Origin of the sequence: Amycolatopsis sp. NPDC049868 (assembly GCF_044461365.1) — a bacterium.
In the GTDB taxonomy this organism is placed as follows: domain Bacteria; phylum Actinomycetota; class Actinomycetes; order Mycobacteriales; family Pseudonocardiaceae; genus Amycolatopsis.
The window spans coordinates 85,495-110,750 of record NZ_JBITKV010000018.1 but is presented as its reverse complement, the minus strand read 5'-3'; the positions used below and the strand labels follow the sequence as shown (position 1 = coordinate 110,750).

13 protein-coding genes and 1 pseudogene are annotated in these 25,256 nt (G+C 65.3%); 12 read left to right on the top strand and 2 right to left on the bottom strand.

The annotated features are described in order from the left end of the window. The first annotated feature begins 212 nt into the window (after window positions 1-212). The 6 genes from ACIBTM_RS41825 to ACIBTM_RS41800 all read left to right on the top strand — a co-directional run bounded on the left by ACIBTM_RS41825 (window position 213) and on the right by ACIBTM_RS41800 (window position 17,232). Window positions 213-950, top strand: coding sequence for a hypothetical protein (locus tag ACIBTM_RS41825; RefSeq protein WP_395882678.1), 738 nt, complete (start codon window positions 213-215; stop codon window positions 948-950). A 957-nt stretch (window positions 951-1,907) separates the two neighbouring features. Then, window positions 1,908-3,191, top strand: coding sequence for a cytochrome P450 (locus ACIBTM_RS41820; RefSeq protein ID WP_395882677.1), 1,284 nt, complete (start codon window positions 1,908-1,910; stop codon window positions 3,189-3,191). Next, entirely contained in the window at window positions 3,188-4,255 is a 1,068-nt protein-coding gene (locus ACIBTM_RS41815; protein WP_395882676.1) for a prenyltransferase/squalene oxidase repeat-containing protein, read from the top strand. Before ACIBTM_RS41820 ends, ACIBTM_RS41815 begins: the two co-directional genes overlap by 4 nt. Beyond that, complete coding sequence (locus ACIBTM_RS41810) at window positions 4,242-11,846, top strand: SDR family NAD(P)-dependent oxidoreductase (RefSeq protein WP_395882675.1); 7,605 nt, start codon at window positions 4,242-4,244, stop codon at window positions 11,844-11,846. Before ACIBTM_RS41815 ends, ACIBTM_RS41810 begins: the two co-directional genes overlap by 14 nt. Next, complete coding sequence (locus ACIBTM_RS41805) at window positions 11,843-16,657, top strand: alpha/beta fold hydrolase (protein WP_395882674.1); 4,815 nt, start codon at window positions 11,843-11,845, stop codon at window positions 16,655-16,657. Before ACIBTM_RS41810 ends, ACIBTM_RS41805 begins: the two co-directional genes overlap by 4 nt. Beyond that, window positions 16,654-17,232 (top strand): carboxymuconolactone decarboxylase family protein, encoded by a 579-nt coding sequence (locus tag ACIBTM_RS41800; protein WP_395882673.1) that lies wholly within the window; start codon window positions 16,654-16,656, stop codon window positions 17,230-17,232. Before ACIBTM_RS41805 ends, ACIBTM_RS41800 begins: the two co-directional genes overlap by 4 nt. 477 nt (window positions 17,233-17,709) lie before the next feature. On the opposite strand, the gene ACIBTM_RS41795 is transcribed toward ACIBTM_RS41800, so the two are convergent. Both ACIBTM_RS41795 and ACIBTM_RS41790 read right to left on the bottom strand, forming a co-directional pair. Beyond that, the gene (locus ACIBTM_RS41795; protein WP_395882672.1) at window positions 17,710-18,408 is read right to left on the bottom strand and encodes an SDR family oxidoreductase; all 699 of its coding nucleotides are present in this window, start codon (window positions 18,406-18,408) and stop codon (window positions 17,710-17,712) included. Then, a complete protein-coding gene (locus tag ACIBTM_RS41790; RefSeq protein ID WP_395882671.1) occupies window positions 18,408-19,280 on the bottom strand; it encodes a hypothetical protein in 873 nt (290 codons plus the stop codon). The genes ACIBTM_RS41795 and ACIBTM_RS41790 overlap by 1 nt, the downstream gene beginning before the upstream one ends. Window positions 19,281-19,613: 333 nt before the next feature. On the opposite strand from ACIBTM_RS41790, the gene ACIBTM_RS41785 reads away from it, so the two are divergent. From ACIBTM_RS41785 to ispG, 6 genes and pseudogenes are all read left to right on the top strand, one after another. Beyond that, window positions 19,614-19,871: an IS3 family transposase gene (locus tag ACIBTM_RS41785; protein WP_395882727.1), complete on the top strand. Its 258-nt coding sequence runs from the start codon at window positions 19,614-19,616 to the stop codon at window positions 19,869-19,871. After that, window positions 19,784-19,993: pseudogene (locus ACIBTM_RS41780) on the top strand (DDE-type integrase/transposase/recombinase); the annotation flags it as partial. The gene ACIBTM_RS41785 and the pseudogene ACIBTM_RS41780, both read left to right, overlap by 88 nt. 705 nt (window positions 19,994-20,698) lie before the next feature. Further along, the gene (locus tag ACIBTM_RS41775; RefSeq protein ID WP_395882670.1) at window positions 20,699-21,181 is read left to right on the top strand and encodes a hypothetical protein; all 483 of its coding nucleotides are present in this window, start codon (window positions 20,699-20,701) and stop codon (window positions 21,179-21,181) included. A 74-nt stretch (window positions 21,182-21,255) separates the two neighbouring features. Continuing rightward, a complete protein-coding gene (locus ACIBTM_RS41770; protein WP_395882669.1) occupies window positions 21,256-22,197 on the top strand; it encodes a 4-hydroxy-3-methylbut-2-enyl diphosphate reductase in 942 nt (313 codons plus the stop codon). Window positions 22,198-22,201: 4 nt separating this feature from the next. Beyond that, window positions 22,202-24,013 (top strand): 1-deoxy-D-xylulose-5-phosphate synthase, encoded by a 1,812-nt coding sequence (locus ACIBTM_RS41765; protein ID WP_395882668.1) that lies wholly within the window; start codon window positions 22,202-22,204, stop codon window positions 24,011-24,013. Then, window positions 24,010-25,143 carry a flavodoxin-dependent (E)-4-hydroxy-3-methylbut-2-enyl-diphosphate synthase gene (gene ispG / locus ACIBTM_RS41760; RefSeq protein WP_395882667.1) on the top strand — a complete coding sequence of 378 codons (1,134 nt, stop codon included), beginning with the start codon at window positions 24,010-24,012 and terminating at the stop codon, window positions 25,141-25,143. The genes ACIBTM_RS41765 and ispG overlap by 4 nt, the downstream gene beginning before the upstream one ends. The last annotated feature ends 113 nt before the right edge of the window (window positions 25,144-25,256 follow it).

The following is a 25,256-nucleotide window of genomic DNA, read 5'->3' as shown; positions in this document are numbered from 1 at the left end:
CGGCCAGAACCGCGCCGCGGTCGACCAACACCTCCCGCATCCACAAATGACAACGCATACTCGACTCCCTCGTCGACCTCTTGTCTTCGTAGCACCCTGACACCCCGCTCGCTCGCCCGACGGTGATCGATCTACATCCACGAGCTGCGACTTTGATCCAATCACCGTAGGGCAGAATGAGGAGTGGACAGGTTAACCTCCACTCGTGCCAGATGACAGAAGTCAAAGGAGCCATCAACGTGAGCTGGCTAGAACCGGCCTGGTTTGCCGCAAGTGCCGCAGGAGTTGGAGGGGCTTCAGCAGCCGTAGCCGCCTTCAACGGTGTACGCACGCTCAGGCAAGCTCGTCGCGACAGTAAGAACCGCAGCCGGCCGATGGTCACCGCCGGGCTCGAAAACGTGCCGTACGTCCGCGGGAGCCAGAAGCTCGTCATCAAGAACCATGGCCCCAGCATGGCCCGCAACGTCAGGGTGTCGTTCGATCCGCCCATCCCGGATCCTGAGCCCGAAAAAGCCAGGCAGAGCGTCACGCCATTCTTGAAGCGACGCTATGCAGTGCCCATACCGGTCATGCCTCCTGGGTTGTCGCTCGAAAACATCTACTACTCCGGCCGTTCTGTTGGTGGCCAGTTCGTCAATTTTGAGCCGACGCCAGATCAGGTGGTCGTGAAGATTTCCTACACCGACAACAATGGCGAACCATATGAGGACGAGTTTCCACTAGACATGATGCTCATTCGTTCAATGACCGAAGCAACGTCGTCTGCGGCCCCAGAAGCAAAGCTGAAGGAAATCGCAACAGAGTTGAAGCGAATCCGAGAACTACTCAACAAGCAACGACAGGAAGACCACCAGGATACAGCAGAGTCCACCATCGGAGAAGAGATCATGAGACTCATGGAGCGTGGAGACGACAATGAACCGCCGAAAAAGGGAGAGCTTCCAACTTAAGAGCAGGTGCACAAGAATCGGCAATGTCGCACTCTCAGGCTTCGTCGTTGTTATTCTAGTATATCTCCACCAGCGCAGACCTGCCGTGCTTCGCGGCGGCCCCAAGCCCTCGGTCAGGCCGTCGCGGTCCGAGTCGAGCGCGGAACCGGCACCAGCCCGCTGAACGGGCCATCAACCACACCCCGCGACCTGAAAAGCGATCGAAACCAATCGAACCCGTTCAGGCCAGCCTGCTAGCCCCCCAAGACCCGGAGCTAGCACTCCAGTCGCAGTTTGCGATGCTCGCAAACGACCGTCCCTCGCTGAGCGCGCCGGTGAAGCGAATGACACGCCATCCGTTCGACCGGCCTACTCGACGCTCGACGATGACCAGAGGAAGCGGGTGTGTCCAGCGACCATCTCGCTGCGGCCGAGGGACACGGCCGATCGCGGCCTCAGCGGCGGGCAAGACGCTCAAGGTGGTCAGTAATGCCAGGCTCACGCCTGGTCCTGGCGGTTCACGTATGGCCGCCAGGACCGCTGACGACGGGGTCTCTCGTGCCTGGCAGCTAGAGGCGCTCGTCGAGGAGGCACCTGATCCGGGACAAATGGGCTACTGGGGAGAACCGTCGTGTCGGATCGACCGAGGAGCCGCAGGCCCACCGGACGCGTTGCCGGAATTACCGGCAGGTGGCCTTTCGTAAATGATCAGTGCCCGATTGACAGTTCCCCTCTGCCGGGATCCCGACATAGTCTGGCCACCAGCCAATGAAGTCGGAGACCGTGAGCGATCACGACTATGGTCGGTCTCACCTGAGAGCAGCCTGCTTCATCTGTCGGCAGACCTGGAGAAAGTTAGCTCCGAAGACGTTCCAGGGCAGTCTTGGCGAGCCAGGCATGCCAACCGTGCGAGTTCAGGAAGGGTGTGCGGGGAACCGGCGCTTTGTGCCTTCGACGCGGAACCGAGGTAGCGTACTTATGATCAACGCAGCTGAATCTCACTCTGTCGATGAATGCCGCCCGGTTCGGCCGCGAAATATTGACGAACCGTTCGATGACGCGTTCTACACCGACCCCAACGCCGTACTGGCCTGGTTTCGAAAGTATCGACCAGTACCCCGGGTGCGGCTGCCGAACGGGCTGTCCTGCTGGCTGGTGACCCGGTACGACGACGTGCGGCTGGTTCTGGCCGATCCACGATTCGCCAGTGACACACGTCAGTATCCACAGGCCTGGGAGCAGGTCGACTGGAGATCGGCTTCCACGGACATGCTGGCCGCGTTCGGTCGCAATCTCTCCAGCTCGGACCCTCCCGAACACGGCTGGCTCAAGGCCCCGATAGCGGCCTTCTTCACGCCGGCACGAGCCAAGGCCCGCGCCCCTCGGATCCGGGAAGTCGCCGAACTGTTCCTCGGCGCGATACCGAGCGGTGAACGAATTGACCTGATAGCAGAGTACACCGTTCCCGTCGCCGTGACGGTCATGTGTGAGACATACGGAATTCCGGAATGTGACCGCGGGACGTTTCTGGAATTCATGAGACGCGCAGTGTCTCTCGATGCCAAACAGGACGAGACTTTACTTCGCGCCGCCGCACACAACTGCGCGGAACTACTGACCGCGTATGTGAATCGCCGAATTCCGACACAAGAGGACGGACTGATCACGTCCGTCTCCGAGATTTTAAAGAGGGACGGCGGGCTCACCGAGGACATCGTCACCCTGCTCATACATGCGTTCATCGCCGGGACCGACACGACGGCGACCTTGACCGGCACCGCCGTCCTCGGACTGCTTCTAAGGCCAGAACTGGCGGCGGCCGTACAATCCGAACGGTCGTCCATCCCGGCCGTGGTAGAAGAGTTTCTGAGGTTCGACGGACCGGCACGGCTCGGCCAGTGGCGCTTCTCCAGCGAGGAGGTCACTGTGGGCGGTCAACGTATCCCCGCCGGCGAACTGGTGATCGTCGCGCTCGGTTCGGCCAACCGCGACCCCGATCATTTCGCCGAGCCGGACCGGTTCTCCCTCGACCGCGAGAAGACGGCACACCTGGGCTTCGGTGGCGGCAAACATTACTGCACCGGAGCGGCGCTGGGGCGCGTCGGGGCTCAGACAGCACTTGACGTCATCATCGGGCGCATGTCCGACCTCCGCCTGGCGGTGCCACCCGAGGCCTTGGTGCTTCGGCCTACCTTTACCCTCAATGGTCTTCGTGAATTGCCGGTCATATTCGACTCGCCGAGTACCGGTGATCAGTCATGAGTACGACGTACACGCCGAATCGCGCAGGGAAACGCTCTTCCATCGGGGCCGAGCGACAGCTAGCACGCCTACTCGACCGCAATCAGATGACCCTTCCCGAGTTGGTCATCGACGCGCTGGAGTATCTTCGAAGCTGCCGACTACCCGATGGCTCCATCGCCGAGGATCCCGCCTCGCTGGTATTTCACAACTGGGATTCGGTCAACGCTCTCAAGGCGTTCGCCCTGTGGCAGGACACGGTCGGATTCAAGGACGAGGCGGTCGTCAGCGGAATACTGCGGTTTCTTCATTCCTGCGAAGCGCCGAACGGGATGATTCACTCCGGAATCCCGGATATCGGGCCGGCGTCTTACTGCACGGAAACCAGTGGCGAGTACATCGACACGCTGGCACGGCTTGGACTTCGCGAAGCAGCATGGCAACGAGCAGATTTCTTGAGGAGCCAGCAGCACCGCAAGGGAAATTGGGATCTGGTCGATCCACGCGTTCCCCCTGGATTTCAGTCGATGCCCTCCGTCACCGCTTTCGCGCTGATCGCACTGCTGGCCAGCGAAGCCAAGCCAGATTCTCTCGACGATGCGCTGACGTTTCTTACACGATCCCAGAAGCCTGCCGGGGACTTCGGCGCCAACCGCTTTTACTACAACTCCATCTGGTACGTGGTCCGGCCGGTGACCATCGTGCTGGCCCGGTTCGGATACCACCCCCAGGTCGCGGCTGTGCGTGATCTCGTGCGGCGCCGCCAGCAGCCGGACGGCAGCTGGTCCGGGGCGGAGTCCGACAGCATGGCGGTCACCGTCTCGGCGGAGCTGGAGACCGCATGGGCGCTGGAGACACTCGTGCACGCCGGGCTGACCGCCGCGGACAGCAGCGTGCGCCGTGGTTTGTCCTGGTTGCTGGGCCGTCGCAGGCCGAATGGCTCATGGTATGGCGGCCGTTACCCCTTTCCTGCCGCACCTGGGTATCCCGATGTGCGAGCACCTCAGGACGTTTGCGCGACCTCACAAGTACTGACGGTGCTTTTCCACATCACGAACGTGGAGGAATCTCATGGCATACGCTGAAGACGACGGCGACCGGGTCGCGATCATCGGTATCGGCTGCCGGTTTCCCGGCGGCGCCACCGGGCCTGCTTCGTTGTGGAAGGTGCTGGCGGACGGCACGGACGCGATCCGTGAGGTTCCACGAGAACGGTGGGACATCGATCACTACTTCGCCGACAGCTACCAGCAGGCCGGGCGGATGAATTCCCGGTTCGGCGGTTTCCTGGACCAGGTCGACCATTTCGACGCGGCATTCTTCGATATTCCGGGGCGCGTCGCGGAGCAAATGGATCCCCAGCAACGTCTCCTGCTCGAGGTCTGCTGGGAAGGACTGGAGGACGCCGGCATCGCCCCGGACGGCCTGGCGCGAAGCCGGACCGGGGTGTTCGTCGGTGCCTGCAGCCAGGATTACAGCTGGCTGCAGGTCGCCCCGCAGGAGATCGAAGGGCTCGGCACGCACTCGGCCACCGGCATGTACATGAGTATCCTGTCGAACCGGCTGTCGTACACCTTGGATCTGCGAGGCCCGAGCATGACGATCGATACGGCCTGCTCGTCCTCGCTGGTGGCTGTGCATCAGGCGTGCCAGAGCCTGCGCCGGGGCGAGAGCACCCTGGCCATCGTCGGTGGGGTCAACGTGATGCTGGCGCCGCAGGGCACCATCGCCTTGAGTCAAGCCGCCATGCTCTCGCCGGAAGGCAGGTCCAAGGCGTTCGACGCGACGGCCGACGGCTACGTCCGCGGTGAGGGTGCCGGCGTCGTCGTTCTCAAACCTTTGCGGCTGGCACAGGCCGACGGTGACCGGATTTACGCGGTGATCGCCGGCACCGCCGTCAACCAGGACGGCAGCACCCAGGGAATCACCGTGCCCAATGACGTCGAACAGGAAGCCAACTTCCGGGCGGCGCTCGCCGACGCAGGTGTGGCCGAACGTGATATCGGCTATGTCGAGGCCCACGGCACAGGCACTCCGGTGGGTGATCCCCTCGAGGCCGCGGCGCTCGGCCGCACGTTGGCCGTCGGGCGGGAACCGGAGCGCATCGCATTCGTCGGCTCGATCAAGACCAACATCGGGCATTTGGAGGGCGGCGCCGGTATCGCGGGGTTGATCAAAGCCGCGTTGTCCGTACACCACCGCCGGATCCCGCCGAGCCTGCACTTCGCCGAGCCGCACCCGGAGATCGACTTCGAGCGGTGGCGGATGCGGGTACCGCAGGCCGGTCTCGACTGGCCGTCGTACTACGAGCGGCCGGTGGCCGCCGTCAATTCGTTCGGCTTCGGTGGCACGAACGCCAACGCGATCCTCATGGATCCGCCCGAGCCCACGTCCGCGCCGGTTACGCCGGAGGACGAAGCGGCACCGGCGCTGCTCACGCTGAGCGCCCGCAGCGAGCCGGCCTTGCGGCTCCTGGCCGCCGCTCATGCGGACCGGGTGGCATCGGGCCGGCCGGACCTTCACCGGCTCGGCGCGAACCTGGCTCTGCGCCGGAGCCACCACCGTCATCGCCTCGCTGTCACGGCCACCACTCCGGAGGCGGTCGCCGCGGAGCTGCGCGCGTACGCCGAAGGGAAGGAGTCCTCCGGTGCGATTTCCGGCGAAGCCGGGAATGCCGGCAAGCTTGCCTTCGTCTTCAACGGCCAGGGCCCACAGTGGTTCGCCATGGGCCGCGAGCTGCTGGAGACCAGCCAGGTCTTCCGAGCGACGATCATGGAGTGTGACAGGGTCGCCCGCCAATATCTCGACTGGTCGATCCACGAAGCACTGACCGCCGCGGACGAACAGTCCTCCCCCATCAACCACACCCACTGTCTCCAGCCGACGATGTTCGCGTTGCAGGTGGCGCTGGTGGAGCTGCTGAAGTCGACGGGGCTCGAACCCGACGGGGTGACGGGCCACAGCATGGGTGAGATCACCGCCGCCTACGTCAGCGGAGCCCTCGACCTGGAAACGGCGCTGAAGGTGATCTGCCGTCGCGCCGCGATCCAGGAACTCGCCGACCCGACCGGCGGAATGCTGTTCGCCGCGGTGGACCGGGCAGAAGCGCTGACACTGTGCGAACAGCATCCCGGCGCGCTGTGGTTGTCGGCGGTGAACAGCCCGGATTCCTCGACCCTCTCCGGTCGCCGGGAAGTGCTGAAGGCGGTGGCCGACGAGCTCGAGGGACGGGGTGTGTTCACCCGGCTGCTGCGGGTGAACTGCGCCTGTCACAGCCCCGACATGGATCCGTTGTGCGAAAAGCTGCTGGAGGAGCTGGACGGCGTCAAAGGCGGGGACACGACCATTCCGATGTACTCGACGGTCTCGGGCCGCCGGGTGTCGGGTGCGGTGTTGTCGGCACCGTACTGGTGGGAGAACTTCCGGCAGCCAGTGCTGTTCTCGTCGGCGATCCAGGAGATGGCGGACGACGGATTCGATACCTTCATCGAGCTGAGCCCGCATCCTGTACTCGGTAATGCGATCAACGAGAGCCTCCGTGACACGCATCCCCACGTGCTCGTGCTCTCGTCGCTCAAACGTGGCGCGAACGACTGGGACAGCATCTCCAAGACCTTGGGAAAGCTGTACGTCACCGGGCGGGACATCCGGTGGAACCGTCGCTATCCAGCGGGCGCCCCGGCAATGGAGCTGCCCACCAACCCCTGGATCCGGGAACGGTTCTGGCACGAGAGTGAACTGTCGCGCAAGCGGCGCATCGCCGTGCAGAGCCACCCCATGCTCCGGCCGATCGACGCGCCGAGGCCAACCTGGGAGGTGAAGTGGGGAGATCATCGGCTGTCCTGGGTCCTGGGCCATGAGGTGTTCGACAACATCGTCGTACCGGGTGCTTCCTATCTGGAAGGGGCGCTGGTCAGCGCCCGTTCGCTGACCGGCGACCTGTGTGGCCTGGAGTTCGTGGAGTACGAGCGCCCCTGCGTGCTCACCGAGGGGCAACCCCAGATCACGCGCATCGAACTCGATCCCGACGAGGGCACCTTCGACGTCCACTCCCGGTCGGTGCGCGAGGACACCTGGATCCGGAACGCACGTGGCCGGTTCCGCCGGATAGCCGCCCCGGACCTCTCCGCACAGAAGGTCGACCTGGACGCCATTCGCGCCCGCTGCCGGGTGACCCGGGACGGCGCGGACGTATCCGGTGCTCTGCGCCGTGCCGGATATGCATACGGTCCCGCTTTCACCGGCATCAGCAGGCTGCACATCGGCACGGGTGAGTCACTGGCGCTGGTGGAAACCCCGCATGTGCTGACCGACCGGCTGACCGGATACCTGTTCCACCCCGCGTTGCTGGACGCCTGCCTGCAGGTCGCGATCCTGAATCCTTCGGAAGACCGCCCGGGCGAGCTCATCCCTTACTCCGTCCTGCCGACCGGTATCGACCGGGTTCGGGTCTACGGCGAAATCACCATGCCGGTGTGGTGTCACTCTCGGGTCCGCAAACTCGACACCACGGGATTCTCCGTCGACGTGCAGGTCTTCGACGGCGACGGGCAACTGCTCGCGGAGCTGATGCCGATTCGCGGCAAGCTGGTGCGTGAATCCGCCACGACCGATACCGGTGCGGAGCTCCAGCAACTCGTGTGGCGATCCAGGGGGCGGACGAGCTCCGAAGTGCGGAACAGCGCGGTCACCTTGGGGCCCGACGAGTTACAAGCCGCGCTGGAACCGATGTGCGGCGCACTGGCCGACAGGCTGCGGCGCCGAACGTACGGAAGCGTGTACCAGACCGACATGCGCGCGCTTTGCGCGGCCTACGTCGCCGAGTGCCTTACCGCGCTGGGCCATCAGCCGGTCGAGGGAACCGTTTTCTCAGTGCAGGACTACCCGGACGTCCTGCCACGATACGAACGGGCTTTCGCCGGATTCCTGCGCTTCCTGGTCGAAGACGGTTTCCTGAGCGAGCACGACGCGCGCTTCCGGGTCGAGCGCGACTTCGACCTCGACCCGCGCCGGCAGTGGGCCGACATGGTGGACCGCTATCCGTCCTGCCTTTCGGAGCTCCAGGTGATCCGGGAAACCGGCGGACGGCTCGGCGACATCCTGTCCGGCCGGATCGATCCGCTGGAACTGCTGTTCCCCGCCGGGTCGGCGTCGCTCATCGAACCGATCTACCGGAATTCCCCGGTCGCCCGGTTCTACAACCAGCTCGTGACCCACGCGGTGCGCCTGCTGGCGGACACCGCAGACAGCCGTCGCACCCTCCGTGTGCTGGAGGTGGGCGGCGGAACCGGCGGCCTCACCGCCGGCGTGCTGCCGGCGCTGCCCACCGACCGGTACGAGTACCTGTTCACCGACTTGTCGGAAACGCTCGTCCAGAGCGCGCGTGAACGCTACCGGGACGAGCCCGTCGTCGAATGCCGGACGCTCGACCTCGAGCGAGACCTGACCGGCCAGGGCCTCGAGGCGGGCTCCTTCGACCTGGTCGTGGCCTCGGACGTCGTCCACGCCACGACCGATGTCACCGCCACCCTGCGCCGGATCCGCCAGGTCGTCGCCCCGGGTGGTGTGCTGGCGATGATCGAGGCCACTCCCGGAAACCGCTGGCTGGATCTGTCCTTCGGGCTCACCTCCGGGTGGTGGCTGTTCCAGGACACCGAACTTCGCGAGGATGGGCCGCTGCTGCCGTCCACCGCGTGGCAGGAACGGCTGCGCGCGGCAGGCTACGACCAGGCGACCGCGCTAGGGGATCCCGGTCACATCGGGGCGGGCGCGCAGGCAGTCCTGCTCGCCCGCACGCCGGTACAGCCGGAAGCGACCCGCGCGGCCGCACCCGGCGGTACGGGACCGGAGCGGTGTGGCGCCTGGCTCATCGCCGGGGAATCGACCGGGCTCGGCGCCGATCTCGGCCGACGCATCACCGAACGCGGCGGGCGCCCGATCTTCGTCCGGCACGGCGACTCCGCCGAGTGGACCGGTGATTCGGCGACCGTACGCCGTGGCCATCCCGAGGACTACGCTCCGGTGTTCGAGGCCATCAAGCTGGAAGGTGTCCTGCATCTCGGGAACACCGCATCGGCGACAGCCGCCCCGGACATGCTCTACCCGGCGATCAGGGACACCTGCCTCGAGATCGTGGATCTCACGCAGGCCCTTTCCCGTGCCGCGCACGAAGACGTGCCGAGGCTGGTTCTGATCACGCGGGGAGCGCATCCCTTCCGCACGGACACAGTTCACCTGGAAAGCGCTCCTACCTGGGGGCTCGGCTTGGTCGCCGGCCTCGAAATACCCGAGTCGCGATGCACCATGATCGACCTGGACGGAGAACCCGCAGCAGGTGAAGGAGACGCAGTCTGGGCCGAGCTCTGGCGCAGCGGCCACGAACATGAAATCGCTCTGCGAGGTGGCGAACGCTTCGTTCGCCGGCTCGTGACGACCACAGCCGCCGAGGCCCATGCCCCGACCGCCTCGTCCCAGTTGCCCGCCGGCTCGGGCTTCGCGCTCCAGACGCCAGTCGCGGGCGCACTGGACAATCTGACCTACCAGGTGACGAAACGGCCGGCGCCCGGATCGGGCGAGGTCGAGATCGAGGTCTTGAGCGCAGGCCTGAACTTCATCGATGTGATGACGGCGCTGGGGCAGGTCCCGCAGCTGGAGTCCAGCCGGAGCTACCGCTTCGGGACCGAGTGCGCCGGAGTCGTCACACGGGTCGGAGACCAGGCTGCCCAGGCTTACGGCCTGCGGATCGGTGATCCCGTGGTCGCGATCAGCAGCGCCCAAGGCACCCTTGCCTCGCACATCACCCTGGATGCCGTCAACGTCGTCGCCAAACCGGAGGGGCTGAGTTTCGACGAGGCGGCGTCGGTCCCCGTCGTGTTCCTCACTGCCTGGCACACCTTGCGTACGCTGACGCGGCTCCAGCCCGGCGAGCGGATCTTGATCCATTCGGCCACCGGTGGAACGGGGCTGGCCGCGATCCAGGTCGCCCGGCTGTGCGGCGCCGAGGTCTTCGCGACGGCGGGCAGCCCGGCCAGGCGAGAACTGCTTCGGTCGCTGGGAGTCCCGCATGTCATGGATTCCAGGACTCCGGCCTTCGCGGACGAGATCATGGCGATCACCGGCGGGGCCGGGGTGGACGTCGTCCTGAGCGCGAGCTCCGGTGAGGCGCTGGCCCGCAACATGTCCTGCCTGGCACCGTTCGGACGGTTCGTCGAGATCGGCAAACACGATTCGCTGACCGATCGAAAACTCGGCTTGCGGTCGTTCACCCGGAACCTGACCTACATCGGTTTCGACCTTCGGCACCTGCTCTCCGAACGCCCTCGAGCGGTCCGCGACGAGCTGGGCAAGATCTTCGACCTGATGACGGACTGCACCCTCCGGCCGGTGCCACACCGCGTCTTCCACCCCTCCGAGGCGGGATCCGCGCTCCGGCAGTTGTCCACCGCCCAGCATGTCGGCAAGCTCATCGTCGCCATGGACCAACAGGGGATCGCGGCCCGGCCGCCGCGGTCGTCGAACCTGTCGGCGGCGGCACAGGCCGGGACCTGGCTGGTCACCGGCGGCTTGGGTGGGGTCGGATCGGCCATGGCCGACGCGCTGGCCGACGCCGGTGTGCAGCACCTGGTGCTCGTCGGCCGGACTGGCGCCCAGGACCGCGACCAGCAGGACCGGATCACCGATCTCCGGGACCGGGGCGTCCATGTTCTCGATGCGGCGGTGGATGTCACGTCAAGGTCCGCCATGGCGGACCTGCTCGTCCGCATCGATCGGGAGTTGCCGCCACTACGGGGTGTCCTGCACTGCGCGATGGTTCTCGACGATGCTCTACTGGCCGATCTGGACGAGTCACGCCTGGATAGGGTGCTCGGGCCGAAGGTGCAGGGTGCCTGGAACCTGCACGAACTCACGGCTGATCGTGAGCTCGAGGCGTTCGTGCTCTTCTCCTCCGCGACGTCCCTGATCGGCAACCGCGGACAGGCGAACTACGCCGCGGCCAACGCTTTCCTCGACCACCTCGCGCAGGTGCGCCGCGCGAGCGGCCGACACGCCCTGTCGGTGAACTTGGGGGCGATCACCGACGTGGGATATGTCGCGCGGCACAAGGACGTGGCACGGGCGGTCGCGGCGCGAGGAATGCGCGGCACCACCGCACAGGAAACGTTCGGCACCCTGATGGCCCTGCTGACGGCCACGGCCTCGCAAGTCGGGATGGTACGGATGGACTGGCCCCAGTTCTTCCGTCGCCACGGAATCACCGTCGATACGCAACCGCGCTACCAGGAGTTGACCACCACGAGCCTCGCGCCGGCCGAGTTCGATGCCGGTACCGCATCGGGAACCTCGCTGCGCCGTCAGCTGCAAACCCGGCCCGAGGCGGAAGGTCTGGCCCTTCTCACATCGCAACTCAGGGCACGGATCGCCACGGTCCTGGGCGTACCGAGCGATGAGCTGGAGGAGGACACCTCCTTGGCGAACCTCCTCGACTCCCTTCTCACCGTGGAGATCAACTCCTGGATCGAACGCGAACTGGGTGTCCGGCTGCGGGTCATGGACATCATGAAGGGCATGAGCATCACTCAGCTGGCCGCCCAGATCCTGAACCAGGCCGGCCTCTCGGCGCAGGGCGCGCACTCCGGCGATGACCACCAGGAATTCGTCCCTGGGAACGTTGCATGAGGATCACCACCGCTGACTACCATGTCGATCCACCGTCGGCAGGCTTGGCGGGGTACACGCTTCCGGCGGTGTTCTCGGCCGCAGTCGCCGCGGCACCGGAAGACATCGCGGCGACGGACGGCGAACGGTCTTGGACCTGGCGGCAATGGCAGGCGGACGCCGACGCGTTGGCACGAGGCTTGCAGGAGCGAGGAATCGAACCGGGCGAGGTGGTCGCGGCACGGCTGCCCAATGGCTGGGAATTCCTGACCCTGCACCTGGCCGTCGCCTCGATCGGTGCAGTCATGGTTCCGCTGCCCGGGCATGATCCAGCCGCGGCACAGACCTTGCTGGAGCGAGTGGCCCCTGCCGTGGTCGTGGACCCGGCGACCTGGCGGGTCCACCTGGACGAGTGGTCCGGTCATCGGCCCGGACCGGTCCAGGTGACTCCCGATGCGCCGTTCGTGCTGGTGCCTTCTTCAGGAGCGAAGATCTGTATCCACAGTCATGACGGATTGCTGTCCAATGCGGCCGCGGTGGCCGCGAGCGGCGCTGCCGCGGAGACCGATGTGGTGGTCAGTGCTGCCCCCTTCACCCACCCGTTCGGCCTGCAGTCCATCCATGTGAGCCTGTTCGCGCGGGGGCGGCAGGTGCTGCTCCCGGAGTGGGACGTGAACCGGTTCTTCGGCTTGGCGGCCGCTGTCGGCGCCACCGTCCTATACGCGGCACCTGGGCAGCTCGACGACATCGCCGGCAGGTTCGGCGCTGCCCGGAACCTGGCCCTGCGTGAGGTGCGCACCGGAGGCGCGGCCACATCGCCGGCGCTGGTCGAAGGGATCCGGCGAAAACTCGGTGCCCGGCTGGTCACGCAGTGGGGTACGGCTGAAGTGGGAGCCGGAACGTTCACCCGTCCCGGCGATTCGGACGACGTCGTCGCCGGCACGGTCGGTTCACCCGTCTCCGGGGCCCGGGTCCGGGTGGTCGATGGGGAGCTGCAGTTCCGCGGCCCGTCCCTCTTCCGTGGTTACCTACACGAACCCGGCGCGAGCGGCGCCGCGATGACCCCCGACGGCTGGTTCAGGACCGGCGACCTCGCTGCGGTCGACGCCCATGGACGAGTCGTGCACCGAGGCCGTTCCGCGGAGGTGGCCGAAGCGCCGGAAACCGGTCAGGGCGAGAGCGCGAGTCACGTCGCGCGGACACAAGAACCGGACGATCCCGTGGTGATCGTGGGAATGGGGTGCCGGCTACCCGGTGGCATCGGGTCACCGGACGAGCTGTGGCAGGCGCTGATCGACGGCCGTGACGTCCGCAGCCGGTTCCCCACGGATCGAGGCTGGCCGACCGACCTGTACGACCCGGACCCGAGCACACCGAACAAGTCCATGACCGACGTGGGCGGGTTCATCGATGGCATCGCCGACTTCGATCACGAGTTCTTCGGCGTCAAGCCGAGGGACGCGAGAACCATGGATCCCCAGCAGCGACTGCTGCTCGAGGTCACCTGGGAGACCCTGGAACAAGCGGGGATCGCGACGGAGCCCTTGCGAGACACGGATGTGGGTGTGTTCGTCGGCATGATGCCCACGGACTACGGGCCGCGATGGTCCGAATCACCGGACAGTTTCGACGGCACTCTGCTGAACGGGATCGCGGGACACTTCGCGGCCGGCCGGTTGGCCTATTTCCTCGGGTTGCGGGGTCCAGCGATCACCATCGACACCGCCTGCTCGTCCTCGCTCACGGCGTTGCATCTGGCCGTCGGCGCGATCGAGCGTGGCGAGTGCTCGAGCGCGCTGGTCGGAGGCGTGACCGCCATCTGCACGCCGGCCGGCTTCGTCGAGTTCAGCCGGCTGCGGGCGATGGCGCCGGACGGCCGGTGCAAGGCGTTCGCCGCGGACGCGGATGGCGTCAGCTGGTCGGAGGGCGCCGCCGCGATCGTCGTCGAGCGTTTGTCGGAGGCGCGGCGACTAGGCCACCGTGTGCTCGCTGTCGTCCGCGGGATCGCGGTCAACCAGGACGGTGCCTCCGATGGCTTGACAGCGCCGAGCGGTCCCGCTCAGCAACGGCTCATCAGGCAGGCACTGCGCAACGCCGGGTTGACGGCGGCCGATGTCGACGTGGTGGAGGCGCACGGTACCGGCACCCCGCTCGGTGATCTGGTGGAGGCGCAAGCGTTGTCGGTCACTTACGGCGTGGCGCGCGACGAGCCCGTGTGGCTGGGTTCGGTCAAGTCCAACATCGGCCATACGCAAGCCGCATCGGGGCTCGTCTCGGTGATCAAGATGGTGCTGGCCATGCGGCAGGGCACGCTGCCGAGGACGATGCACGTGGAGGCGCCGAATCCGCACGTGGACTGGTCAGCCGGCGCCCTACGCCTGCTGCTCGAGCCCATTCCCTGGCCGGACACGGACCGGCCACGCCGCGCCGGAGTGTCGGCGTTCGGTCTCAGCGGTACCAACGCCCATGTGATCCTCGAACAAGCCCCGCCGGAGCGGGCGACGCCTTGCACCGAAGCGGACACGGCGCCGTGGGTACTCACCGCCCGAACCGCACCGGCGCTACGTGCCACCGCCACGAAGCTGCTCGGAGCGGTGCGGCGGAATCCACAATGGACTACGGGCTCGGTCGCACGAGCGCTCGCGACCAGGACGAGTTTGAAGCATCGAGCGGTCGTGCTCCGAGACCATCAGGCGACGCTCGAGGCGCTCGTCAACGGCGGAGAGAGCCCCAGCCTCGTGGTAGGCACGGCCAGTGCCCCAGGGCCTGCTGTGTTCATGTTCTCCGGGCAAGGTGCGCAATGGCCGGGAATGGCCGGTGAACTTCTCCGGGAATCCGCCGTATTCGCGGAATCCATTGCCCACTGTGAGCAGGAACTGAGGCCCTATGTCGACTGGAAGCTGTCCGAGGTTCTGACCGGTGCGGTCGAGCAAGAGACCGCGGATGTCGTGCAGCCGGCGTTGTTCGCGGTCATGGTGGCGCTGAGCCGGCTGTGGCAGTCGTACGGCATCGAGCCGGACGCCGTGGTGGGGCACAGCCAAGGCGAGATCGCGGCGGCTCACGTCGCGGGCGGACTGTCGTTGCCGGATGCGGCCCGGATCGTGGCGGTGCGGAGCAAGCTGCTCCGCCGGGTCCCCGGCGCGATGGCGTGGCTTCCGCTGAACGCGGACAGCGAAGCCTGGGGAGACGGGCTCACGGTCGCGGCGGTCAACGATCCACGATCGGTGGTCGTATCGGGAGATGTGGCAGTGATCGAGGCTGCCGTGGCGCGGATTCCGGGCGCGCGCAGGATTCCGGCCGATTTCCGGGGGCATTCGGCGGGGATCGCCGAGATCCGGAACGAACTGCTCGCCCAGTTGGACGGGATCGCTCCCCGGTCGGGCTCGATTCCCTACTACTCGACGGTGACCGGAACGCTGGTCGATACCGGAACGCTCACACCTGAGTACTGGTACCTCAATCTCCGGGAGCCTGTCGCGTTCGAACGAACGATCCGGGCGTTGACCGACGGAGGGCACCGCAGGTTCGTGGAGGTCGGCCCGCACCCGGTGCTGACTTCCTCCGTCGAGCAGATCGCCGATGTCGTCACGATCGCCAGCCTTCGCTCCGGCGAGGGGAATCTGTGCCGGTTCGAACGTGCGGTAGCTGACGCTCAGACGCGAGGATTTCCGGTGAAGTGGTATCTCGGCGCCGGTGCGTACGCGACGCTGCCGACGTACCCGTTCCAGCGAAAACGCCACTGGATCGGCGATGCCGTCGAACCGGTCCGCCAGTCGGCCGAACCGGTACCCGGTGACAAACCGGTGAAAACCGACGTATTGGCAACCGTCCGATCGGCGGCCGCCGCGGTGACCGGGGAACCGGATCCCTTGCCCGCGGACGCCAGTTTCAGATCACTGGGGTATACGTCGTTACTGGCGGTGGAACTGCGGAACCGGCTGGAGCGGGAACTGGATCGCCCGCTGCCCGCGGCGATCGTGCTGGACCACGATACGCCGCGGTCACTCGCCGACCATCTCACCGCACAGGACCACACCGCTCTGCCGTCGGGGTTCGAGCAGATCTACCGGCGGTTGTGCTCGTCAGGGGCCTCGGAAACGGCGGCGGAGATGATACGTGAGGTTTCGCGGCTGCGAACCGTGTTCACCGATCCCGAGCCGCGGCCGGCGGTACGGCTCGCGAGCGGCGCGGCGGGACCGGTGGTGATCTGTTTTCCTTCTGTGCTCCCGCTGAGCGCGCCCAGCGAGTACGCAGGTTTCGCCGCCTCGTTCGACGGTCGCCGCGACGTCTACGCGTTGTCCCAGCCGGGTTTCGTCGAGGGAGAATCGCTGCCCGCCGATCGCGCGGCGCTGGCGGCCGCCCATGCGGCCGCTGTCAAGAACCTGGTCGCCGACCGCGATTACGTGCTGTGCGGCCACTCTTCCGGTGGCTGGATCGCACACCTCGTCACGGAACTGTTCATCGGCAAGCCACCGGCCGGGCTGGTCTTACTGGATTCCCCGTGGCCGGGGAACGGATTCGTCCGCCAGGACGTGCCGCTGCTCCTCACCGCTTTCATCGAACGTGAGAAAGCCTTGGGCGTGACCGAGGTGGGCATGACCCGGTTGAGCGCGATGGGCGCATACCTGCGCATGATGGACGATTGGGAACCCGCGCCGATCGCTGTCCCGGTTTTGCACGTCGCCGCCGCCGACAACGGCGCGGTGTGGCATTTGCCGCATACCGCGGTCACCGTGACCGGAAACCATTTCACGATGGTCGACTCGGCCGCCGAGCCGGTGGCGAGGTGGCTGGACGAGACTCGGAGCGAACCACGAAGGGTACTGCCGTGACGACACCCCGCATGATTCCGCTGCCTCTCGACCGCATCTCGGCGTCGTTCCAGGCGACACTTTCCGAAATCCCGGATCCCGGCATCGGCAACGCCAACCTCGTCGGCACCCTGGCCCACCACCCGGAACTCGCCGACGCCTCCAATCCTCTGGCCCTGCACCTCCTGTTTCGCGGTCAGCTACCCCCGCGCGACCGTGAACTCGCCATCCTGCGTACCGCGGCACTCACCAGGTGCGATTACGAATGGGGCCACCACGCACGACTCGGACGTAACGCCGGCCTGACGGCCGCCGAGTTCGACCAAATCATCCATGGTCCAGAGCACCCCGCCTGGTCACCTCTCGACTCCGCCATACTGCAAGCCACCGACGAACTTCACCGTAGCCACAGAATCAACGACGCTACTTGGCGCGTCCTGGCAGGCCACTACAGCGAACGTCAGCTCATCGAACTGCTCTTCCTCATCGGGCATTACCACACACTCGCTTATGTCATCAACGGCGTCCGGCTTCCCCTCGAGCCCGGTCACCAGGGTATTCCGGCGCCCGGGACGGCTTCTACGTCCGAGAGATGAAGGGCACGGCGGGCATCCGGCCAGCGGTCGCGGTGGACGATGAGGCCGGCCAGCCCTTTCCGATCGGTCACCGACCCGGGCGACAGATCGGCTTCGCGCAGCCGCGACAGCGCCTCGGCCAAGTATCGACCAGCCTTCCCCGCTCCGGTCGGCATGGCCGAAGTCGCCGATGCAGTGAGCCCGCCCCGGTTCTGAGGGGCCGGGTCACGGCAACGTGACCCGGCTACCCGACCAATTCCGCGGCCTGGCCACCAGGTTCGCGAAACGAGCCGCCTACCACCGAGCCGAGATCATCCTCGCCTGCATCGCCCCCCCCACTCCGACGAAGATCCACAGGACAGGCCCCAGATCATCTCGCTGCAGCCAGCCGTGCGCGATCGGGTGCTGGAATTCTCGTGGTGCGATCGTCGACCGAGGCGGCCCGCCTGGCCCGCTTCGGCGATATCGGAGGGACCGTCCATCGTCAATGATGGGAGACTACCGGCCCGGGCCGATCGTGAGATCAGTGATCTCGGCGTCCCTGGACTGGTCAAGCGCCGTCAGTACTGTGGTGGCGACTGACTCGGGTCTGATCCAACGAGTCGCGTCGTACTCCTTCTCTTCCTGCCTGTGGACTTTTTGCAACATCGGTGTCGCTGTGCGACTGGGGTGTATGCTCGTCACTCGCACCCCGCTGTCGTGCTCTTCTTCTCGCAGTGCATCGGCCAGCGCTCGTAGCCCATGTTTGCTGGCGGCGTAGGCGCTCCATGTCGCATTGGCTCGGAGTCCCTGCCGTGAGTTGAGAAAGATAATGTGACCTTGAGCTGTACGTACCTGAGGAAGCAACAGCCGGGTCAACTCGGCAGGGGCGGCAAGGTTGACCGCGAGGGTGACGTTCCACACCTTGGAATCGAGCTCAGCCACCGCACCGACGTCAACGACGCCCGCGATATGCAGGAGGGAATCGAGCCGAGTGGGCATGTCCTGATTCTCCAGCACTTCAGCTAACCGCCGAGGTTCAGAAAGGTCAGCGACGAGCGTTCGACTATCCGGGAAACGGTCTTCCAATTCTTTGGCACGCACCTCATTGCGCGCGAGCAGCCACAACTGGTCGCCGCGCTTCGCAAGTCGCTCGGCGACGATGGCTCCGATACCGGACGCTGCACCGGTGATCAGATGTGCAGGCTTGGCCGCCATCAGCAGAACCCCGTTTCATACTTCTTGGCCGCTTCTGCGACGGCTTTCCGGTCACCACCAAGAACAATGCCTGAGATTTGGACGTTACCCGGACCGTTATCAGTGGCCGCCGGGTCATAGATCGCGATCGGAAGGAATCGTCGACTCTGCACTGCGGATAGAATACTGTGGGCCGCTTCCTTCAAGGTCATCTCCAAGTTCCAGGACCGCCACATTCCACAGCTGAATTCGAGTGCTCCGAAAGCGAGCAAGGCGGGCGTGGTGCCATTGATCCGGAAATTGAGATCGAAAATCTTTGTTTCACCCGAGCATAGGAGCGCGGCATCCACGCCACAACACCCGCGGAATCCCATACCGGCGGCGCGTTCCACAAGCCGCGTGCAGGCGACAACAAGGTCCAGAGGTGGTTTTGGTACCGCTTCCCCCAGCCAGCCGCCAAGGAAACGCCCGCCAGGTGTGACGACTTGTTCAGTGACACCGATCAGCGACACCTTGACCTTGCTGTCAACGGAGAAATGAAAGCACCAATTCGTTTTGATTGCCAGCTTCCGCTCAATGACCAGCAAGTCGCACGACTTTATGAGATCCAGAACATCGGTCGCCATGCCGGCCTTCTGATCCCAACAGAAAGCAACGCCATATCCACCTCCATTGGAATAATCAGTCGCGGCTTTCAACACCCAGGGGCCAGGGTTTCGGGCGAGCCAGTTGACACTCTCCTGGGCGGTAAGCAAGATCCGTTCAGGAATATAGGATTCGTCCGCCAGTACCGGGAGATTGCTCTTGTTGTTGAGAAAACTCATCAGAGATGGGCTAAGCCAGCCGGTTGCGGCAGCGGCTTTACTTTCGGTGTGCACGTGCTGGAATGCCACCCGTTCACCGTTGGCGGCACATTGCCGCAGCAAAGCCTCGTACTCTTCCCGGTTCCGGAATGCTCGAATGTCCTCACTGATTCGGAGGCCGGCTGACAGAAGAAGATCGCGACCAAGCGGGGTGACGCACCCTGAGCTACATATAGTCGAAGTGCTCGCCGCGACGGCGACTGGCGGCCCAGTAAGGGAGTCCTGACTATGTCGACCTGTCGGAAGGAACGCCCGGGTTGAATATGGCGGTCGCGGACACAGTACTACACCTGGACCGAAGACCTGATATAGTACGCCCACCGCACCGCGGGTCCGTCCGAGCGCGCACGCGTCGACGCCGTACTGACCGAGAAGATTATCGAAGTGCACGACGAGTCGAACGGCACCTACGGGGCACCGCGCATCCACGCCGAGCTCGCCGACCAGGGGCATCGGCTTTCCCGCAAGCGCGTCGCCCGGCTCCTGCGCCAGGCCGCGATCACGCCAGCCGACCTGATCAAGCGGGATTTCTCTTGCGACGCAGGAATATCAACAGGAGGTGGTGCGGGAACATCACCTACATCAACACCTGGGAAGGCTGGCTTTACCTCGCGACCGTGATCGACCTCGGCTCCCGCCGAGTCGTCAGCTGGGCCACCGCGGATCACCTGCGCACCGATCTGGTCGAGCAGGCACTGCGCAACGCAGTCACCCAGCGCCGCCCCGAGCCAGGAGCGATCTCCCACTCCGACAGGGACTGCCCAGTACCGAGCGGTGCGCTACACCCAGCGCCATGGCCGAGGCGTTCAACTCGCTCTACAAGGCCGAACTCGTCCGCAACAAAGGCCCCTGGCGCGGCCTCGACGACCTGGAAATCGCGGTCTCTCCTTGACTGAAGCACTGCCACCCTTCCCATGTGCTCAAGCTTGTCGCCCCTTACCTTGTGATTAAAGGGAAATGAGGAACAGTTCGGGTGCGCACCACATACCAGCCCGTCCGGCGGCCTTGGACCGACACGACTCCGTCGAGGCCCCCGAATCAGGATCCAGTCGCACCCGGGCGCCACGGCGCCCGATACTGGAAGGTCTTCCACTTCCATCCGACACGTCACTTCCTCGTAGCACAACGGAAACCCCCGTGCCAGCAACAGTTTCAGCAGTCGGCGGCAGCAGGTCGGCTACATCCTGAGATCCTCGGGCTAACCTTTCGACCAGAATTGACGCGACGAAACATGCTGCGAGCAGGTCGTACTCTAGCCTCCTGAACTCGTACTAATTTCGGTTCAACAGAGCTGAAGGGGTTCTCTTGAGGCCGACGACGCGCATATTTCCGGGGTTGAACAATCTTGACATTCTGAGGGCTACACCCAGTCACGCGCTGAGAGAAGCAGACAACCTGCTGAGCAGCGTTGAGGATTCAGCCGAACTTGGTCATGAGCGACGCCTGCGATGTTGACCCTCGAAGACCTTGGTATCGACGTCGGCGACGGCATTATCCGTCGCCGCGTCGAGGTCACGATCGCCACTACCGGCGACTGCGGGCAACTGGTTGACGACCTAATGGACATCGTCTCCACCCAGCAACTGTGGCGAGACTTGGCCAACGGTGTCTACACAGCATGTGTGCTCCACGCTCTCCGCGTCCCCCGATCCGGGCGATCAGGACTGCTGTCCGAACACATGGAGACGGAGACGGTCATCCGCGCTAATGAGCGCGCTGCCGCCGACGGCGCGAAAGCTGCACTCGACATGATCGAAAATCACGTCCTGCAGGCCGAGGCCGCACTCGAGCCGTTGCCGCGTTCGGCGGCAGCCATGAACCTAGCGGCACTTCCGCGTCGCTACGCGACCGGAGTCCTCGAAGCCGCGGTCTTGCCGGAGCGGCGGCAATGGTTGGCGGACCTCCGGGGCAATAGGCCTGCCGCGGTGTAAAGCGAGTACGACCGAGCCCGCCGCCCCCGACAGTTCTCGTCGTCAACCGCAATCAATCACCAGGAGTGTGTCCGATGGCCACAGTCGAACCACGGCGGTTACTGGCTGCCTCGCCCCGCGCATTCTGTGCAGGAGTGGAGCGGGCGATCGAGATCGTCGAACGCCTTCTGGAGAAAAGGAAGGGGCCGGTCTTCGTGCGCAAGCAGATCGTGCACAACACTCATGTGGTGGCCGCGCTGGAGGCCAAGGGGGCGGTATTCGTCCACGAACTGGACGACATCCCCGATGGAGCCACCGTGGTGTTTTCCGCGCATGGGGTGTCTCCTGCCGTGCGTGACGAAGCGGCCCGCCGTGCCCTAGAGGTCGTCGATGCCACCTGCCCACTTGTAAGCAAGGTCCACGCTGAGGCTCACCGCCTTGTCCGCGACGGCTACCAAGTGGTGCTGATCGGGCACGCCGGGCACGAGGAGGTCGAGGGCACACTCGGCCATGCCGCGCCGGGACAGATGCAACTCGCGGAGACGCCGGAGGACGTCGCAGACATCGTGATCAGGCCGCCCGGAAAGGTGGCCTATCTGACTCAGACCACCCTTGCCGTCGACGAGGCAGCCGACGTGGTCGACGTTCTGCGCGCGAAATATCCCCATCTGGTTGATCCGCCGTCGGACGACATCTGCTACGCCACCACCAACCGACAGCAGGCCATCAGGGCCGTGGCCGCCGAGTCCGACGTGGTGTTGGTAGTAGGGTCGGCGAACTCTTCCAATTCCGTGCGACTGGTCGAGGTGGCACAACGCGCGGGCACCCAAGCATATTTAGTGGACGACGCCACGCACATTCGGCCGGAGTGGCTGGACGGCGTGAGCACGATTGGTGTGACCGCAGGGGCTTCGGCCCCGCAATCACTGGTCGCTGAGGTCATCGACGCCATCCGCAGGCTTGGTCCGATCGAAGTCGCTGAGCACGAGACCACGAGTGAGAACGTCATTTTCGGCCTTCCTCCTCAGGTGAGGTGATCTGATGACCGCGACTCTGCCCGACCCTGTCATCCCGCTGGAAGCGCTGTGCCCTCAAGCGCTGCGCGGGCTGGCGCCCGCCCAGCTACCCACCTTGGCACGCCAGATCCGCCACTTCCTTGTGGCGAAGGTGTGCGCTACGGGCGGCCACTTGGGACCGAACCTCGGCACGGTGGAGTTGTCGATCGCGCTACACCGCGTGTTCGACTCGCCCCGCGACATGATTGTGTTCGATACCGGACACCAGGCCTACACCCACAAGATTCTCACTGGCCGGGCCGACGAATTCGACGCTTTACGGCAGGCGAACGGCCTGGCCGGATACCCCTGCCGGATGGAATCGCCGCACGACGTAATCGAGAACTCGCACGCTTCGACAGCGCTCTCCTACGCTGACGGCCTCGCCAAGGCCTTGCCCCTGAGAGGGGAGCGCGACAAGAGGGTAGTTGCGGTGGTAGGGGATGGAGCGCTGACCGGTGGGATGTGCTGGGAAGCGCTGAACAACATAGGCGGCGCTCCGGACCGACCGGTTGTCGTGTTGCTCAACGACAACGGCCGCTCCTACTCGCCAACCGTCGGCGGCCTGGCCACCCATCTGGCCGAGCTGCGCAGCCAGAGCCGCCCCGGCGATCGCAACCTGTTCACCGACTTGGGTCTCACGTATGTCGGGCCGGTCGACGGCCACGACATCGCCGCGCTGGAAAGCACACTCCGCTTCGCCGCAGGCCTGAACCGGCCAGTGATCGTGCATGCGGTCACGGTGAAAGGTAGAGGCCACTCCCCAGCGGAGCTGGATGTGGAGGACTGCCTGCACACCGTCGGTGTGACCGATCCTGCGATCGGCAGGCCGGCCGAACCTGCCGGTCAGACCTGGACTCACGTGTTCGCCAAGGAGATCACGCACATCGCCGCCGAGCGCGAAGATGTGGTCGGCGTGACCGCGGCGATGCTTCACCCCACAGGTCTGTCACGGATGGCCGAGCGGTTCCCCGGCAGAGTGTTCGACGTGGGTATCGCCGAGCAGCACGCTGTCTGCTCAGCGGCAGGCCTCGCGATGGGAGGGTTGCACCCGGTGGTGGCGATCTACTCGACGTTTCTCAACCGCGCGTTCGATCAAGTACTCATGGACGTCGCCCTGCACCGTCTACCGGTCGTATTCGTGCTGGATCGGGCCGGGGTCACCGGTCCAGACGGGCCCAGTCACCACGGCATGTGGGACGCCTCGGTGCTGCCGGTGGTTCCAGGGTTGAGGTTGGCCTGTCCCCGAGACTCGGCAACACTGCGCCTGTTGCTGCGCGAAGCCTTCGCCTATGATGGCCCCGCCGTGGTGCGCTACCCGAAGGCCAGCGTCGGCGCTGATATTCCCGCGCAGCGGCACGTTGGCGGCTACGACATTCTGCGCACTGAGGCGCACGCGCAGGTTCTGCTGTTGTCAGTCGGGCCGCTGGCTGCGCCGTGCCTGGCAGCTGCCGCGGAACTGGCCGAGGTCCACGGCGTGCCGACTACGGTCGTCGACCCGCGCTGGATCAACCCACTGGATCCGGAATTGGTCAAACTTGCCGAGGCGCACAGCCTGGTCTTGGCCGTCGAGGACACGGCCACCACTGGTTCGCTGGGCTCCCGGCTGGCCCAAGCTCTTGCCGTCGCAGGCTCCATCACCCAGGCGGCTTCCTTCGCGCTTCCCGATCGCTTCCTACCGCACGCCAGCCGCAGCGAGATTTTGCACGCGGCGGGTCTGGACGCGACAGGTATCACCACCACCGTACTCAAGCGACTCCTACATGTGCGCCGTACTACCCGCGAGCAGGCATCATGACTCCAGTCGATCTGCCTATGCTTATCCTTCCCGCATCTCGCCGCAGACCTAGTCGGCGTGTCGTCCTTGGCACGGCAGACAAGACCGTGCCAGTGGGGGATGGCGCACCTGTCTCGGTGCAGTCGATGACCACCAGCCCTACCGTCGACGTCGACGCCACCCTGCGGCAGATCGCCGAGTTGACTGCAGCCGGCTGTGACATCGTCCGGGTAGCTGTGCCCTCGGCCGACGACGCCGAGGCGCTGCCTGCCATTGTCAAGAGATCGCCGATCCCCGTTGTCGCCGACATCCACTTCCAGCCCAGGTACGTGTTCGCCGCCATCGACGCCGGTTGCGCCGGCGTCCGGGTCAACCCCGGTAATATCAAGCGTTTCGACGACCAGGTCCGTGAGATCGCCCGAGTCGCCGGTGAAGCCGGCATCCCGATCCGCATCGGCGTCAATGCCGGCTCGCTGGACCCCCGGCTGTTGACCAAGTACGGAGGCCGAGCCACACCCGAGGCACTGGTGGAATCCGCTCTGTGGGAGTGCTCGCTGTTCGAGGAGCACGGCTTCCGTGACATCAAGATCTCAGTCAAGCACCACGATCCCCTGGTCATGATCAGGGCGTATCGGCTGCTGGCCGCCCAGTGCGACTATCCCTTGCACCTGGGCGTCACCGAGGCCGGCCCACCTCCTCAAGGAACGGTCAAGTCCGCCGTCGCGTTCGGTGTTCTGCTCACAGAAGGCATCGGCGACACGATCCGCGTCTCTTTGTCCGCACCTCCCGTTGAGGAGGTCAAAGCCGGAGACCAGATCCTCGCCAGCCTTGGCCTGCGCCCCCGTCGGCTCGAGATCGTCTCCTGTCCCGGATGCGGACGCCTGCAGGTCGACCTCTACCGGCTCACAGCGCAGGTACAAGCCGCCTTCGACGGCTTCCCTGAGCCCCTGCGTGTCGCGGTCATGGGCTGTGTGGTCAATGGGCCCGGAGAGGCCCGTGAAGCAGACCTCGGCGTGTCCTGCGGAAATGGTAAAGGCCAAGTCTTCGTCAAGGGAAAGGTAGTGCGGACCGTCCCCGAGTCCAAAATTGTCGACACACTACTCGATGAAGCCGTGAAACTCGCCGGCACTGACCAGAAAACGACTCCGTGAACTGGTCTTGACGTAGCCTCATCCGCAGGCCGCAGCTGTAGAACAAACAGTGATGGAGCTTACCCGTGCATGGTACACCTGCCCTTTATCTTCCCTTCCCTACACCTCGCACA

Bases quoted from the DNA above. Each gene is read 5' to 3' on its own strand.
- ACIBTM_RS41825 (WP_395882678.1), top strand. From the start codon at position 213: ATGACAGAAGTCAAAGGAGCCATCAACGTGAGCTGGCTAGAACCGGCC.
- ACIBTM_RS41820 (WP_395882677.1), top strand. From the start codon at position 1,908: ATGATCAACGCAGCTGAATCTCACTCTGTCGATGAATGCCGCCCGGTT.
- ACIBTM_RS41815 (WP_395882676.1), top strand. From the start codon at position 3,188: ATGAGTACGACGTACACGCCGAATCGCGCAGGGAAACGCTCTTCCATC.
- ACIBTM_RS41810 (WP_395882675.1), top strand. From the start codon at position 4,242: ATGGCATACGCTGAAGACGACGGCGACCGGGTCGCGATCATCGGTATC.
- ACIBTM_RS41805 (WP_395882674.1), top strand. From the start codon at position 11,843: ATGAGGATCACCACCGCTGACTACCATGTCGATCCACCGTCGGCAGGC.
- ACIBTM_RS41795 (WP_395882672.1), bottom strand. From the start codon at position 18,408: ATGGCGGCCAAGCCTGCACATCTGATCACCGGTGCAGCGTCCGGTATC.
- ACIBTM_RS41775 (WP_395882670.1), top strand. From the start codon at position 20,699: ATGTTGACCCTCGAAGACCTTGGTATCGACGTCGGCGACGGCATTATC.
- ACIBTM_RS41770 (WP_395882669.1), top strand. From the start codon at position 21,256: ATGGCCACAGTCGAACCACGGCGGTTACTGGCTGCCTCGCCCCGCGCA.
- ACIBTM_RS41765 (WP_395882668.1), top strand. From the start codon at position 22,202: ATGACCGCGACTCTGCCCGACCCTGTCATCCCGCTGGAAGCGCTGTGC.
- ispG (WP_395882667.1), top strand. From the start codon at position 24,010: ATGACTCCAGTCGATCTGCCTATGCTTATCCTTCCCGCATCTCGCCGC.